The sequence below is a fragment of the Dyadobacter psychrophilus genome, from assembly GCF_900167945.1.
GTDB lineage: Bacteria > Bacteroidota > Bacteroidia > Cytophagales > Spirosomataceae > Dyadobacter > Dyadobacter psychrophilus.
On record NZ_FUZA01000009.1, the window covers coordinates 119,160 to 134,090 of the forward strand.

At 45.4% G+C, this 14,931-nt stretch carries 14 protein-coding genes; 9 read left to right on the plus strand and 5 right to left on the minus strand.

Annotated elements, in window-relative coordinates; translation table 11 throughout:
* Positions 1–6 precede the first annotated feature (6 nt).
* Complete coding sequence (locus B5X68_RS25155; RefSeq protein WP_229208561.1) at positions 7–768, plus strand: glycerophosphodiester phosphodiesterase family protein; 762 nt, start codon at positions 7–9, stop codon at positions 766–768.
* On the opposite strand, the gene B5X68_RS25160 is transcribed toward B5X68_RS25155, so the two are convergent.
* The 4 genes from B5X68_RS25160 to kdsA all read right to left on the minus strand — a co-directional run bounded on the left by B5X68_RS25160 (position 769) and on the right by kdsA (position 3,414).
* A complete protein-coding gene (locus tag B5X68_RS25160; protein WP_082217531.1) occupies positions 769–1,320 on the minus strand; it encodes a DNA-3-methyladenine glycosylase I in 552 nt (183 codons plus the stop codon). It lies immediately after the preceding gene.
* A gap of 28 nt (positions 1,321–1,348) precedes the next feature.
* The gene (locus tag B5X68_RS25165; RefSeq protein ID WP_082217532.1) at positions 1,349–1,807 is read right to left on the minus strand and encodes a GyrI-like domain-containing protein; all 459 of its coding nucleotides are present in this window, start codon (positions 1,805–1,807) and stop codon (positions 1,349–1,351) included.
* Positions 1,808–1,888: 81 nt separating this feature from the next.
* Positions 1,889–2,602, minus strand: coding sequence for a phosphatase PAP2 family protein (locus B5X68_RS25170; RefSeq protein WP_082217533.1), 714 nt, complete (start codon positions 2,600–2,602; stop codon positions 1,889–1,891).
* Positions 2,602–3,414 carry a 3-deoxy-8-phosphooctulonate synthase gene (gene kdsA, locus B5X68_RS25175; RefSeq protein ID WP_082217534.1) on the minus strand — a complete coding sequence of 271 codons (813 nt, stop codon included), beginning with the start codon at positions 3,412–3,414 and terminating at the stop codon, positions 2,602–2,604. Before kdsA ends, B5X68_RS25170 begins: the two co-directional genes overlap by 1 nt.
* 231 nt (positions 3,415–3,645) lie before the next feature.
* Between kdsA and B5X68_RS25180 the strand changes: the two genes are divergently transcribed.
* The 5 genes from B5X68_RS25180 to B5X68_RS25200 all read left to right on the plus strand — a co-directional run bounded on the left by B5X68_RS25180 (position 3,646) and on the right by B5X68_RS25200 (position 8,360).
* Entirely contained in the window at positions 3,646–3,882 is a 237-nt protein-coding gene (locus tag B5X68_RS25180; protein ID WP_026629555.1) for an acyl carrier protein, read from the plus strand.
* A 43-nt stretch (positions 3,883–3,925) separates the two neighbouring features.
* Positions 3,926–5,179, plus strand: coding sequence for a beta-ketoacyl-ACP synthase II (fabF, locus tag B5X68_RS25185; RefSeq protein WP_082217535.1), 1,254 nt, complete (start codon positions 3,926–3,928; stop codon positions 5,177–5,179).
* A 14-nt stretch (positions 5,180–5,193) separates the two neighbouring features.
* The gene (rnc, locus tag B5X68_RS25190; RefSeq protein WP_082217536.1) at positions 5,194–5,940 is read left to right on the plus strand and encodes a ribonuclease III; all 747 of its coding nucleotides are present in this window, start codon (positions 5,194–5,196) and stop codon (positions 5,938–5,940) included.
* Between the two features lie 234 nt (positions 5,941–6,174).
* On the plus strand, positions 6,175–6,606 hold the full coding sequence (locus B5X68_RS25195; RefSeq protein ID WP_082217537.1) for an Hsp20/alpha crystallin family protein: 432 nt from the start codon (positions 6,175–6,177) through the stop codon (positions 6,604–6,606).
* 221 nt (positions 6,607–6,827) lie between these two features.
* Positions 6,828–8,360 (plus strand): Do family serine endopeptidase, encoded by a 1,533-nt coding sequence (locus B5X68_RS25200; protein WP_082217584.1) that lies wholly within the window; start codon positions 6,828–6,830, stop codon positions 8,358–8,360.
* A 76-nt stretch (positions 8,361–8,436) separates the two neighbouring features.
* On the opposite strand, the gene B5X68_RS25205 is transcribed toward B5X68_RS25200, so the two are convergent.
* The gene (locus tag B5X68_RS25205; RefSeq protein ID WP_082217538.1) at positions 8,437–10,044 is read right to left on the minus strand and encodes a pseudouridine synthase; all 1,608 of its coding nucleotides are present in this window, start codon (positions 10,042–10,044) and stop codon (positions 8,437–8,439) included.
* A 298-nt stretch (positions 10,045–10,342) separates the two neighbouring features.
* Between B5X68_RS25205 and B5X68_RS25210 the strand changes: the two genes are divergently transcribed.
* The 3 genes from B5X68_RS25210 to B5X68_RS25220 all read left to right on the plus strand — a co-directional run bounded on the left by B5X68_RS25210 (position 10,343) and on the right by B5X68_RS25220 (position 14,929).
* Complete coding sequence (locus tag B5X68_RS25210; protein WP_082217539.1) at positions 10,343–12,292, plus strand: acetoacetate--CoA ligase; 1,950 nt, start codon at positions 10,343–10,345, stop codon at positions 12,290–12,292.
* Positions 12,293–12,429: 137 nt separating this feature from the next.
* Complete coding sequence (locus B5X68_RS25215) at positions 12,430–14,133, plus strand: S41 family peptidase (RefSeq protein ID WP_082217540.1); 1,704 nt, start codon at positions 12,430–12,432, stop codon at positions 14,131–14,133.
* 43 nt (positions 14,134–14,176) lie between these two features.
* On the plus strand, positions 14,177–14,929 hold the full coding sequence (locus tag B5X68_RS25220; protein ID WP_082217541.1) for an SDR family NAD(P)-dependent oxidoreductase: 753 nt from the start codon (positions 14,177–14,179) through the stop codon (positions 14,927–14,929).
* Positions 14,930–14,931 lie beyond the last annotated feature (2 nt).

Below are 14,931 nucleotides of genomic sequence, written 5' to 3' on the forward strand. Positions count from 1 at the left end.
TTGATAATGTCTTTGAGCGCATATGCGCAGCAAGTTTTGCCTGAAACAAAGCACAAACTCGTGGTCATAGCGCACAGAGGAAATCATATTGCCGTTCCTGAAAATACGCTTGCGGCTGCGCGGGAAGCAATCGCCAGCGGAGCAGATTATGTAGAAGTGGATCTGAGGACAACGAAAGACGGACATTTGGTCGTGCTACATGACGCAACTGTGGACAGAACCACCAACGGCGCAGGAAAAGTGAGCGCAATGACCCTGGATGAAGTGAAGCATTTGCAGGTTTTTAACAGAAATAAAAAGACGAATAAAATTCCTGAGTTCAGGGAAATGCTGGCCGTTTGTAAAGGCAAGATCAATATCTATCTGGATTTTAAAGCTGCCGATGTTTCCGAAACCTGGAAGCAGATCAGAGAGGCAGGGATGGAAAAACAGGTGATTGTTTATCTTAATAAAGAAAGCGACTATAGTGAATGGCAGAAGGTCGCCCCGGAAGTTCCTTTAATGTCAAGTTTGCCAAAGGACATTGATTCCAAAGAAAAGCTGTCGGTTTTTTTGAAAAGATTACCTTTAAAAATCGTTGATAACTTACCGCACCCGCAACTTTTGAGTGCTATTAATGAAGCGGGTGTTCAGGTGTGGCTGGATGTGCAAAGTGCGACGGAAGGCCTCGTTTCCTGGAAAGAGGCTTTGCAAAAGGGCGTTCAGGGTTTGCAAACCGATCAGCCTGCTGCATTGATTAAATATTTGCAGGAGAACGGCAGCCGGTAATTACGCTTTTGCCGTCGCTTCAATCAATTTGACCTTCTTGTAAATAGGACAGTCAGGCGTATGCGCGCCGGGCAGGTAACCTGTGCTCATGAGGAATTCGTTCACGATCTCGCCGCCTGTGAACTTGAATGTTTTCTTAAAAACCTTGATCCATTCTTCTTTCGTTAAAGGGTGATGCGCATCGATCCAGCCTTTAAATGATCCGAAGTCTTTCTTTAATTCCAGGATTTTTTGCGCATTTACAATCGCGGCATTGACTTTAAGCTTGTTACGAACAATTCCTGCGTCCAGTAAAAGCCTCTCCCGATCGGATTCGTCATACTGAGCGATTTTCTCAATGGAAAAATTATCATAGGCCTTTCTGAAACTATCCTGCTTCCTTAACATTAATGTCCAGCTTAAACCGGCCTGGTTGATTTCCAGGATCAAGCGACCAAAAAGTTCGTCATCATCGGTTATTTCAAAACCATACTGATTGTCGTGATAATGCTTATGAAGCAAATAATCGGCTGTTTCCGTGACATTATTATTGATATAGCTGCAATACGACATGAGGCTGAAAGTGTTTTGAAAATCTAATTTAATTAATCCCGATCTGGATCTCAGTAATGTTGTTTTCCGGATTTTGGAAATCCATATTCAAATATATCTCCCGATTTTGGCCGGTCATGATCAAATTTTCCGACATTAACGCTGAGATCAAATCACCGTATATTTTTCCCAAACCTTCCCAACTTCCGTAAAGTTGTCCGGCAACGCATCTGAACGGTTCCAGATATTTGAGCTTGAATTCAGAGTCGGTCAAAGGCGTGTCGGAAACAGTAACCGGCAATGCGATGGTAAGGTGGAACCGCGTTTCGGGATTGCCGTCAGCACCGTTATAAATCCAGTAAATGGGACCGGTTACTTCCATTTCCTTTCGAATTGCCTCCCTATACAGGCGATGCGCAACCAAGCGCACGTAATCCATCAGTTCATTAAGAGAAGTTTCGGTTTCAAAATAGAGCACATGGATAGGCGGGATTGTTTTCGTTTGCATGATGAGAATGTTGGTTTGTTTTTTGCAAATGAAACAGCCGCTTGTGACAACCCTATGTCAGCTGGTTTCAAAAATGTGCAATTAATGTTTCATTCTGCGAACGGTCTGTTGCAGCCAGGGGTAACTGATATAAAGGACTTTTGTGGCCCCTATGCCTATGCCTGCGCCCATGAGGACATCCGCGAGCCAGTGTTTATCGTTTAAAACCCTTAATGTGCCTACCGCCGTGGCGGTCCCATATCCTCCAATGCTGTACAAAACGCTGCGTTGGCCGTATTCCTCATGTAAAATAGTGGCGTTGGCAAAAGCCGTGGTAGTGTGGCCGGAGGGAAAAGAATAATAGTCAGACTGATCGGGCCGCGGATATTTAATAACCCGCTTCAAACTTTGCGTCACGCCCTGTGCTATAATGTTGGAAAGCAATGCAAGGATAATCTGGTCACCGAGCTTATGCCTGCCTTTTACGCCCGCAGAGGCCAGTGCGAGACTCACAACACCAGGCGCATACGGCAGAAATTCATCCGCTTTGGAATGAAAATTAGGATATTGTGAATGTACTTTTTCGTGAAAATGCCTGCTGATTCTTCCCTGCGCCACCAATCCCGCCAGAGCGAGCGTAACAGGCGGAATCACATCGCCAGCCTTGATGACCCAAAGTGTCGAGTCTCCATGGGTCGAATTTCGCACGGGCGCATTTAACTGGGAAACGTCCCCCTGCGCAACAACTTTTGGCGAGATTATTTGAAAACAGAAAATGACGCAAAACAGCTGCGCTTTCAGAAATCGTGCGACCATTACATTACAGCTTCACGAACACGCACCAGTCTCTCCAAAAGTCCTTCCAACTGATCCAGAGGAAGCATATTGGCGCCATCGGACTTAGCTTCGGCCGGATTAAAGTGCGTTTCAATAAACAATCCATCCGCTCCAACCGCGATAGCGGCCTTTGCAATGGTTTCGATGAGCTTGGGTTTGCCGCCCGTTACGCCGGAGGCTTGATTAGGCTGCTGCAATGAATGTGTGCAATCCATCACAACAGGAACGCCGAAAGAGCTCATTTCCGGGAGGTTACGATAATCAACAATCAGATCGCCATAACCAAAGCTGTTGCCGCGATCGGTCAGGATCACGGGACATTCAGGGTTAACCTCATTGATTTTTTCAACAGCAAATTTCATGGATGCGCCTGACAAAAACTGTCCTTTCTTCACGTTCACAGCCTTTCCCGTTCTGGCAGCTGCGGCCAGTAATTCAGTTTGTCGGCATAGGAAAGCTGGGATTTGCAACACGTCAACATATTCGGCAGCGAAAGCGGCTTCATGCGACTCGTGAATGTCTGTCACTACGGGCACTCCAAATGTATTACGAACTTCTTCTAGGATCTTTAATGCTTTTTCATCTCCGATCCCCGTGAAAGAATCTATTTTAGTGCGGTTGGCCTTGCGGTAGGAACCTTTGAAGATATATGGGATTTTGAGCCGGTCTGTAAGGCCGGTAATGTGTTCTGCGATGCGCAAAGCCATGTCCCTGCCTTCGATTGCGCAAGGGCCTGCCATTAAAAAAAATAAGGGCGATTCGGCATTTTTTATATTCGATATCGAAATCATACAATACTGCGTCTGATGGTCGGTAAATGTTTCGCGAATGTACGGCTATCCTATATGTTCTTTATATAATTGACAGATTTACTGGGACACATCCGTGGTAAGCATTTGATTTTCTGGTTTTTTTATTTCAACAACATTGAAAGCAATAATTTGAAAGGACTAAAAAAATTTTGTCAAAGTGAATCGAAATTTCTTTCTTTGTTGCGATTTTAACCAAAAAGTGAATATAAAATGTCAGCAATTGCAGAAAGAGTTAAGCAAATTATCGTCGAGAAACTCGGCGTAGAAGAGTCGGAAGTAACATCGGAAGCAAACTTCCAGAACGACTTGGGAGCAGACTCTCTAGATACCGTTGAATTGATCATGGAATTTGAAAAAGAATTCAATCTATCTATCCCTGACGATCAGGCAGAGAACATTGGTACAGTTGGTCAGGCTGTTGCATACCTGGAAGAAAACGTGAAGTAATTCGGTTTTTGCACCAGTATCATTTTATTTCTGTCCCCATTTTATGAGTTTGAAGAGAGTTGTAATTACCGGAATGGGTGCACTAACGCCCGTGGGAAATGATGTTTCTACCTTTTGGAATAATTTAGTTGCAGGTGTAAGCGGAGCGGCTCCTATTACGCGTTTCGACGCTGAGAAGTTTCGCACCAAGTTTGCCTGTGAAGTAAAAGGTCTGGACGTTACAAATTACATTCCTCGTCAGGAAGCCCGTAAAATGGACCCGTTTACACAATACGCCGTCATTGCAGCAGACGAGGCGATGAAGGACGCCGGCTTTGACGCAGATACGCTTGATCTCGACAAAGCCGGTGTAATTTGGGGTACCGGAATCGGCGGATTAAAAACCTTTGAAGAAGAGGTGATGAATTTCGCAGAAAATGGTAAAACCCCCAGATTCAACCCATTCTTCATTCCCAAAATGATCGTGGACAGTGCTTCGGGAGTTCTTTCTATCCGCTATGGCTTCCGCGGTCCCAATTTCATCACAGTTTCAGCTTGCGCTTCAGCAACCAATGCCTTGATCGATGCATTCAATTACATCAAGCTTGGGATGATGAACGTATGTATTTCCGGAGGCTCAGAAGCAGCAGTGACCATCGCAGGCGTGGGTGGTTTCAACGCATTGAAAGCTTTGTCCGAAAGAAACGATTCTCCCGAAACTGCCTCCCGTCCGTATGATAAAGACCGTGATGGTTTTGTACTGGGAGAAGGCGGGGCAGCGCTTATTCTGGAAGAGCTGGAACATGCGAAGGCAAGGGGAGCAAAAATTTACGCTGAAATGATCGGTGCCGGAATGTCTTCCGATGCCTACCACATTACAGCGCCCCATCCGGACGGACTTGGTGCTCACATTGTTATGAAAAATGCGATCGAGAACGCAGGAATCAAACCGGAAGATGTGGATTACATCAATACGCACGGCACTTCAACGCCGATCGGTGATCCGCAGGAAATTAAGGCAATCGAAAAATACTTTGGTGAGCACGCTTACAAGCTGAATATTAGTTCAACCAAATCCATGACTGGCCATTTGCTGGGTGGGGCTGGTGCTATTGAAGCTGCCGCATGTATTTTAGCGATCCGGGATCAGGTTGTTCCTCCTACCATCAACCACTTTACCGATGACCCGGAAATCAACCCAAAATTGAACCTGACATTTAACCACGCTCAAAAACGCGAGATCAACATTGCGCTCAGCAATACATTTGGCTTTGGCGGACACAATGCATCAGTCGTTTTCAAAAAATATGAAGACTGATTAACTAATTACACTTGGCAAAGCGAATTCTTATACCGATACTCTCTCTTTTCAGAACCGGAAGTGCTGAGGATAAAAAATTTAAGGAATCGATTGCTCATGTAATTGGCGACCGGCCTTCGAATCTTGGCGTCTACCAACTGGCTTTTCGACACACGTCTGCATCCAGAGAAACTGCAATTAAAGGATTTCGTGAATCCAACGAAAGACTCGAATATCTCGGTGACGCCGTTTTGGGAATGGTGGTAGCGGAATTCCTTTTTACCAAATATCCTTACAAAGACGAAGGTTTTCTTACCGAAATCCGCTCCCGAATTGTCAACCGGGAATCGCTCAATCAAATTTCCAGAAAACTTGGCCTCGATCGCTTGATCGAATACGATGGCAACCGTCGCGGCATGTCCCCGCGATCTTCTATGTATGGAGACGCGCTCGAAGCATTTGTAGGTGCTATTTACCTGGATAAGGGCTTTCGTTTCACACGTACATTCATCATTAGTAAGCTGATTACGCATTATGATCTGGAGAACATTATCCAGAACAACGCCAATTTCAAAAGCCTGATCATTGAATGGGCACAGCGCGAGGGGAAAGAAATCCGTTTTGAAATACTTGAAGAGCGCGGCACACGCCACCACCGCGAATTCATTTCCCAAATTCTTGTCAACGACGAGCCATTTGCGCAAGGCAATGGTTTCACCAAGAAAAAAGCCGAGCAATCTGCTTCGGAACAGGCCTGCGCCATTCTAGAACTTCGCTAATTTCTTCTTTCATTAATTTTTTTGTCTGGATTATCGACGACTCAATGTCGGATTGTCTCATTATTTTTGAGCTAAATCAGACATTATGGCACATAATGTTCCGGTTATTCTGATAAATAAGCCATTTTGTCCGCTATTTTTCGAGTTTGGCGCTTCGGTATGAGTATTGATGATGACTCAACATACCGGATTGGTAATCTTAAAAAATAAACAGACAATTAAAACCTTATAGCAATGAGCACATTAGTAAAAACCCATTTTGCAAATCCATCTTACTTAAACGGATTTTTTGGCAAGGACCTCTTCAACGAATTAGCAGCCCCTGCATTTTCAGGCAGCGTTCCAGCAGTAAATGTTGTTGAGAGCACAGAAGGATTCAGGATCGAAGTAGCCGCTCCTGGCCTGCAGAAATCAGATTTCAAACTGAACCTTGAAAAGAACCAACTGACCATTTCAGCTCAGAAGGAACAAAAAGAGGAAGAGAAAAACGAAAAATATACGCGTAGGGAATTCAAATATGCTTCTTTCCAACGCACATTCACATTGCCTAATTCTATCGACGGTGACAAAATTGAAGCCACTTACAATGAAGGCGTGTTGAGCATCGCGTTGCCAAAACGTGAAGAAGCCAAAGAAAAACCTGCACGTGCGATTGAAGTAGCGTAATCGGCGGAGTGATTTTGGAAAGGCGTTATTAATTTTTATTAATAGCGCCTTTTGTTGTGAACAAAGATGCGATTAAATTGTTAGTGACATTGGCAGGATATTTTAGTAAATCGCATTGAGAATGTCTCCTGTTAAAATATGTTAAATGAGCCTTGTGTGGGAATAATTTAGTAAATGCTTTGCGTTATTTAATCACAAAAATATAACCCCAACAAATGTATATGAAAACAAATTGGAAAGGTTTAGTGTTGGTTGGGTTGATTTCAAGTGCATCAACTCTGGCTGGCTTTAAACTATTTGGCGATAACGATGGTAAAGATGTAATTTTTAAGGAGGCTCCTGCGGAGTCGATCACACGTTTCACGTCAACCGGTTCACCGGTAGGCGCACCTGGTGATTTCGTTTATGCAGCAGAGGCTACAACCCCTACTGTGGTCCACATTAAATCTACAATGACGCGTCAGGCTTCGCGTGGGCAGCAGCAGATTCCTGATATTTTCCGCGATTTTTTTGGTGATGAATTCGAAGGCGGATCCCGCGGTCCACAGTCACAGGAAGCGTCTGGTTCTGGCGTAATTATTTCTCCTGACGGTTATATCGTAACAAATAACCACGTTGTGGAAGGTGCTCAGGAACTGGAAGTTACATTGCATAATAAAAGTAAGTTCAGAGCAAAGGTGATCGGAACAGACCCGTCTACGGACATTGCCGTGATCAAAGTTGAAGCAAAGGATTTGCCGGCGGTAACGTTGGGCAATTCGGATGCGGTGAAAGTAGGAGAGTGGGTTGTGGCCGTGGGTAACCCGTTCAACCTCGAGTCTACTGTAACAGCTGGGATTGTAAGTGCAAAAGGTCGTGGACTGGGCATTATCGGTAGTTCAAGACGTGGTGGTGGTGTAACACCAGCTTCTGCCTCTTCGGTAGATTCACCTCTTGAATCATTTATTCAAACAGATGCTGTTGTAAACCCTGGTAACAGTGGTGGAGCATTGGTAAACCTGAAAGGCGAATTGATCGGTATCAATACTGCAATTGCCAGCCCAACGGGAAGCTTCGCAGGATATGCGTTCGCGGTTCCTTCGAGCATTGTTAAGAAAGTTTCAAGTGACTTGATCAAATTCGGTAATGTGCAGCGCGGTTACCTGGGTATTGCCCTGGATGACCTGGATAGCAGAAAAGCCGAAGAATATGGCGTGAAAGTGAATGATGGTGTTTATGTTCGTGAGTTTACAGAAAACAGTGCTGCAAAAGCAGGCGGTGTAAATAAAGGCGACGTGATCGTGAAAGTGGACGGTGTGAACATTCACTCAATTCCTGAATTGCAACAATCAATTGGCTTGCACAAGCCTGGCGACAAAGTAAACCTTACTGTTAACCGTGATGGTAAGGAGAAAGACCTGAACATTACATTGCGTAACCGTACAGGCGGCTCCGACATTCTGAAACGCGACGAATCCGCTGCTATCATGAATGCGTTGGGTGCGCAATTTGGTAACCTTACTGATCAGGAAAAACAACGTTTGTCTCGTTACAAACTCGATGGCGGCGTGAAAGTTGTTTCCATCGACGGCGGTAAATTTGCCCGTTCGCAAGTAGAAGAAGGCTTTATTATCACCAAAGTGAATGGTAAGCCAGTGCGGACAGTAAAAGAATTCCAGGCTGCAATCGCAGGCAAGGAAGAATCAATGGTTCAGTTCGAAGGTCTTTATCCGGACGCTCCATATGATGTTTACTCTTTCGGATTCCGTTTGTAATATATAGGTTCAAAAAAGAAACCGGCTGATACGTTTATCGTAGCAGCCGGTTTTCTTTTGTTTTATTCGAAAAATCTTACAGCATAAATTTCAGCTTCACAACTTCCTTCTCGCTCAGGAATCTCCATTTGCCGCGTGGAAGGTCTTTTTTGTTTAAACCTGCAAACACTGTGCGGTCCAGTTTTTGGACTTCATAACCCAAATGTTCAAACATCCGACGAACGATCCTGTTGCGGCCGCTGTGAATTTCCAGACCAACGACCATTGCATCGGGCGTAACAATGCCAACTTCGTCGGGACGGATAAAACCGTCTTCCAGTTCCAGTCCGTGTTGCAGGCTTTCAAAATCTTCCGTGGTAATGGGTTTGTCCAGTTCTGCCTGATAAATTTTCTTGATGCCGCCGGATGGATGCGTCAACTTTTCAGCCAATTCGCCATCATTCGTCAAAAGCAATAACCCTGTTGTATTCCTGTCCAGACGACCAACAGGATATACACGCTCAGCACAAGCTCCCTGAATCAGGTCAAGCACGGTTTTGCGTTCCTCCGGATCGTCTGTTGTCGTAATGTAATCCTTCGGCTTATTGATTAAAATATAAACCATTTTCTCCGGGTTCAATGCCTTCTTGCCGTATTTCACAACGTCAGTAGGCATTACTTTGTAACCCATTTCTGTGATCGTTTTTCCGTTTACAGAAATTTGTCCCGAAGAAATCAAATCATCTGCCTCGCGGCGTGAGCATATGCCCGCGTTCGCAATGTATCGGTTCAAACGGATCAAAGCGGATTCTTCCTTATCTTTTTCTTTCCGTTTTGGTGCTGCTTTCTTTTCGTAGCTGGAAAGGTTATAACGCGGGGCACTTTCAAAACGTCCAACTCTTCTATCCAGTCCGCTGCGATCTGCTGCCTGTTCCGGATTTTCATCACGGGACGGTTTTGGAAAACTATCGCGTTCTACGCGCCCGGTTTCATCTTTTTTTTTAAATTCCGGCTTGCCGTCTCTGCTTGGACGGTCATATGGGCGATCACCTGAAGACCTGGAATCGCGTCTGTCACCTTCGCGTGATGGTCTTTCAAAACGAGGCCTGAATTCTCTGTCGCCAACCGGCCTTTCCCTTGGTGCGGATTCTTCTCTTCCACGGAATGGGCGTGATTCTCCGGATTGAGTGGGGCGATCGGCGTTTCTTTCGAAACGTGGTCTGTCACCTTCACGTGCAGGTCTGTCAAAGCGAGGTTTAAACTCCCTGTCGCCAGATGGTCTTTCTCTTTGTCCGAAATCTTTCTTTGGCTCGCCGCGGAAATCCCCGTCTTTTTTCGGGAATCTTGGTCTGTCATTTCCCGGCTTATCAAAACGAGGCCTATCTGAACCCGGCTTGTCGAATCCTGGCTTATCAAAACGTGGTTTGTCAAAACGTGGCTTATCAAAGCGTGGTCTGTCGCTCGGGCCTTTTTCGTGGTCGAAATTTGGGCGTGCTTTTTGGCCTGCATTGTCTGCATTACCACTGGCAACTCTAAAACTTGACTTTTTGATGCTTGGCTTACTGAAGCGGCTTTCTGCTTCGGGCCGAACTTTTTTGAAAGGATGGCCTGTGCCGTCGTTAGACTTGCGGAAAGTTTTTTGTCCGCTGGTCGAAGGCTGCGAAGCTCTTGGCGCCTTCGAGGGTGTTGATGTTCTTTTTCTCATTAGGAATGCAGTATCACTACTGGATTTTTGTTTCCTCTTACTATTTGCCGTGTACTGATCAGGCGGTTCTTTGGATGTAATTGCAAAACTGCCACTAAAACCAGCCGATCAACGTATCTGATGATCAGAGTACTAAGTGTTTTATTTAAGGGTACAAAGATACAGTAAATTTTTAAGTAAATATTTTCACTTCGGCTTATGCCATTTTTCGTAACCGAACGTTTATTAATACTATTGGTTAAATGCGTCGCAAACGCCTTTTTCCATGACCTAACCTTCACCTATAATGATTTAAAATATGTCTACCGACGTGCTGCCTCAACCATTATGGAAACCAGGAAGAGCGCTTCTGGAGCAATCCAATCTCAAAAAGTACATGGATTGGCTTTTTGTCAAAAGAGGCCTTTATTTCCGCTCCTACCATGACCTTTGGGATTGGTCTGTGACGGACCTGGAAGATTTCTGGGAGAGTTTGTGGCTTTACTTCAATATAAAATCCCATGATCTATACCTGGAAGTTTTGCAAAGGCCGAAGCATGGGATGATCGGTACAAAATGGTTTACGCGTTCTAAAGTCAACTATGCCGAGCATGTTTTCAGAAATAAAACAAAGGATCGTCCGGCCATTATTTTCCAGTCAGAACAATCTGCATTAACCGAAATTTCCTGGGAAACGCTTGAAACGGAGGTTGCCGCGGTGGCTGCCTGGCTCAAACAGCGGGGCGTGCGGCCTGGTGATCGCGTGGCGGCGATTTTGCCTAACATTCCGCAGGCGGTGGTTGCATTCCTCGCGACAAATGCCGTGGGCGCCGTATGGTCTTCCTGTTCACCGGATTTTGGAAAAACAGCCATTGCAGACCGTTTTTCACAAATTGAGCCAAAAGTGCTTTTTGTAGCAGATGGGTATTTTTATAATGGGAAAACGTACGATATCACACCATTTGCGCAAGAGCTATCTTTTTCATTACCAAGTGTTAAAGACACAGTTTTAATAAATAATATCAATGCAGAAAACCGCCCGGAACGGCTTACTTCCTGGGAGGACATTCTGCACCTTGAAAACTTTGGAATCGATTTTGAACCGCTTTCTTTCGATCACCCGATCTGGATCCTTTACTCATCAGGAACCACGGCCAAGCCAAAAGCGATTACGCATAGCGTAGGCGGCTGCCTGATCGAACACCACAAAGCATTGATCCTGCATCAGAATGTTAAACCCGGCGACCGTTATTTCTGGTATTCTACTACTGGCTGGATGATGTGGAACTATGCATTGGGGTCGCTGCTATGCGGCGCAACGCTTGTGCTTTACGACGGCGCACCGGCTTTTCCTTCTTCACAAACGCTCTGGACGCTAGCCGAAAAGGCCAAAATAACCCATTTTGGAAGTGGTGCAGCTTATTTTATTGCTTCCATGAAAGCGGGTGTCAGCATTACTTCGGAAAATTTGCACGCATTGGAAACGATCGGTTCAACCGGTTCGCCACTGCCGCCGGAAGCATACGAATGGATCTATAAATATGTCAAAAAAGACGTCTGGCTCATTTCACTTAGCGGTGGAACGGATGTTTGCAGCGCTTTCGTAGGCGGCTGCCCGATCCTGCCTGTTTATCCGGGCGAAATACAATGTCGTATGCTCGGCTGCCGGATCGAAGCATATAGTGAAGATGGAAAACCGCTCATCGACGAACTTGGCGAAATGGTGATCACGCAGCCTATGCCTTCTATGCCCATTTATTTTTGGAACGATGAAGACGACGAAAAATATCTTGGCAGTTATTTTGAAATGTATCCTAATATATGGCGTCACGGCGACTGGATCAAGGTTACGGATCGTAATTCGGTGATTATCTATGGCCGTTCGGATGCAACATTAAACAGGGGAGGTGTGCGGATCGGGACCGCCGAAATTTACCGGGCCGTGGAGAGCATCCCGGATGTGAAAGACAGCCTGGCCGTGTATCTTGAAAAAGGAAATGGCGAAGGCACGATCTCGTTATTCGTGGTGCTTAGCAGGGATAAAACCCTTACGGACGAGCTGAAACAGCACATTAAGGACGTGTTACGCAAGGAATACAGCCCCCGTCATGTGCCCGACACCATTGAGCAGGTGAGCGACATTCCCTATACGATCAACGGGAAAAAAATGGAGGCACCTATGAAGCGTATTTTGATGGGACAGGATCCAGCGAAGTGCATTAATCTAGAGACAATGCGCAATCCGGAGTCTTTAAAGGCATTTGTCTAACGTCAAAAGCCGGACTAATATGTTATAAATCACCGCCGATCCATTTGCTTTAGGCAACCAAAATTGCTTACTTCACGTTAGAAAAATGTGCCAACTGCAACCGGCATTCATACAACGCTTTCAAATATTTTATTGGCATGAATCAACAAAAATCTCCTAATCCGATTCATAATTCCCGTTCTGTGGTTCGCCTGCCTATCATTATAGCCATTACGTTGGCTGCCGGCGTGCTGTTGGGAAGCACTTTTTTTAGCGGAGGCCGCAAGCTTTCCGACGTTGCAAAGGGTTACGCCAAATATCGCGAAGTGCTCATGCTCGTTGAAAATAATTATGTGGATTCAGTTAATACTGAGGAGCTTGTGGATTTTTCTATCTCAAAAATGCTGGAAAAGCTGGATCCGCACACGGCCTATTTCAACACGGATGAAGCTACGGCTGCCAGGTCGCAGCTGGATTCCGGATTCGACGGGATCGGCGTGGAATTCAACATCTATAATGACACCGTTTATGTGGTAACGCCATTGAGCGGCGGTCCTTCGGAAGCTGCGGGAATCCAGAGCGGGGATCGCATTATTTCAGTTAATAAAGAGAACCTTTCAGGTCCTGGCGTTACTAATGCGCAGGTTTACAAACTGTTACGTGGTAAAAGGGGCACTAAGGTTGATCTGGCTATTGAAAGGGTTGGATTAAATGAAAAAATGAACTTTGCCGTTGTTCGCGATCGCATCCCAACTTATTCGGTGGACGCCTCTTATATGGTGGATCAGGAGATTGGTTACATTAAAGTGAGCCGTTTCTCAGAAACCACTTATGATGAATTTAAATCAGCATTAAAAACGCTGAAAGCGAATGGCTTAAAAAACCTGATCCTGGATCTGCGAGGAAATCCTGGTGGTTATATGGAGCGTGCGACAAGCATGGCTGATGAATTTATTGCCGGCGACAAGCTTTTGGTTTACACGGAAGGAAAAGACAGCCGGTTTGACAGAAAAACCCGTTCACATGTGGATGGACTTTTTGAGCAAGGGCCATTAATCGTTCTTGTGGATGAAGGAAGTGCGTCAGCATCTGAAATTTTAGCGGGCGCATTACAGGATCACGACCGCGCATTGGTGGTTGGAAGAAGGTCTTACGGAAAAGGTTTGGTGCAAATGCCAATCAAGCTTTCGGATGCTTCGGAACTTCGTCTGACAATTTCGAGATATTACACGCCAAGCGGCCGGAGCATTCAAAAACCTTATGAGCTAGGCAAAGGAGAGGATTACAGCCAGGATCTTTCACATCGTTACGAAAGCGGCGAGTTGTTCAATGCGGACAGCATTAAATTTGATAAAAGCAAAATCTATAAAACGGACGGCGGCCGGATCGTTTACGGCGGCGGCGGCATTACGCCTGATATTTTTGTTCCAAAAGACACGCTTCTGAACAGCAAATATTTATTTGAGCTTTATTCTAAAAACATTATCCGTGAATACGCGCTGCGTTATGCGAATGACAATCAGAAAAAGCTTGAAAAACAGTCGTTTAATGAATTCCTGACCTCGTTCCAGATAACCGATGCGATGATTGCGGAAATGGTAAAAGACGCTTCCAAATCTGGAATTAAGCCAAATGAGAAGGAATTGACGCTTTCTAAACCTATTATTACATCACAAACGAAGGCGATAATCGGGCGGTACGTTTGGGGTAGGAAGCAGAAAAGCGGGCTTAATAACGAGATCTTTCAGGTATTAAATCCAACTGATAACGTTTATCAGCAAGCAGTTCAGCTATTTAGCCAGGCTGCGCAGCTTGAAAAAGGGAAGTTCAGCAGTTTGAACATTCCGAAAAATAGAAAGTGAGCGTCTGAGGAAGTTCACATCCATTGACGAATTTGATTTTATAATGTCTCGAATTGCATTGATTACCGGAGCTACATCCGGAATTGGAAAGGCGACTGCGCAGTTATTTGCTGATGCCGGAATTGATCTCATCCTTTGCGGTCGCCGCCAGGAGCGTTTAGATGAAGTTTCTGCCGAATTATCCGGCAAAGTCAAAGTTACCACACTTGTTTTTGATGTGCGTGATAAAGGTGCTGTGCTCGCGATGATCGGATCGCTGCCGGACGATTGGAAAAATATCGATATTCTGGTAAATAATGCCGGAAATGCGCATGGAATGGGGGCATTGGATGAGGGCGACACAGAGGATTGGGACGCAATGATCGACGGAAATGTGAAAGGCCTCCTTTATGTTTCAAAAGCGGTAATTCCTCTTATGCTTGAAAAAGGAGCGGGACACATTGTTAATATCAGTTCGATTGCGGGAAAGCAAACTTACGCTAATGGTGCCGTTTACTGCGCGTCTAAGGCTGCCGTCGAAGTGCTTAGTGAAGGAATGCGCCTCGAATTGACACAGCATGGCATTAAGGTTACCAATGTTGCGCCCGGCGCTGTGGAAACGGAATTTTCACTGGTTCGCTTTAAAGGTGATGAAGACCGAGCCGAAAAAGTATATCAGGGCTTTGACCCCTTGCAGGCTGTTGACATTGCTGACGCCATTCTCTACGCGGTGAATGCCCCGAGCCGGGTTACGATCGCAGATATAACAATTTTAGCTGGTGCGCAATCTGCCGCAACGACGATTCACCGGAAGTAAGC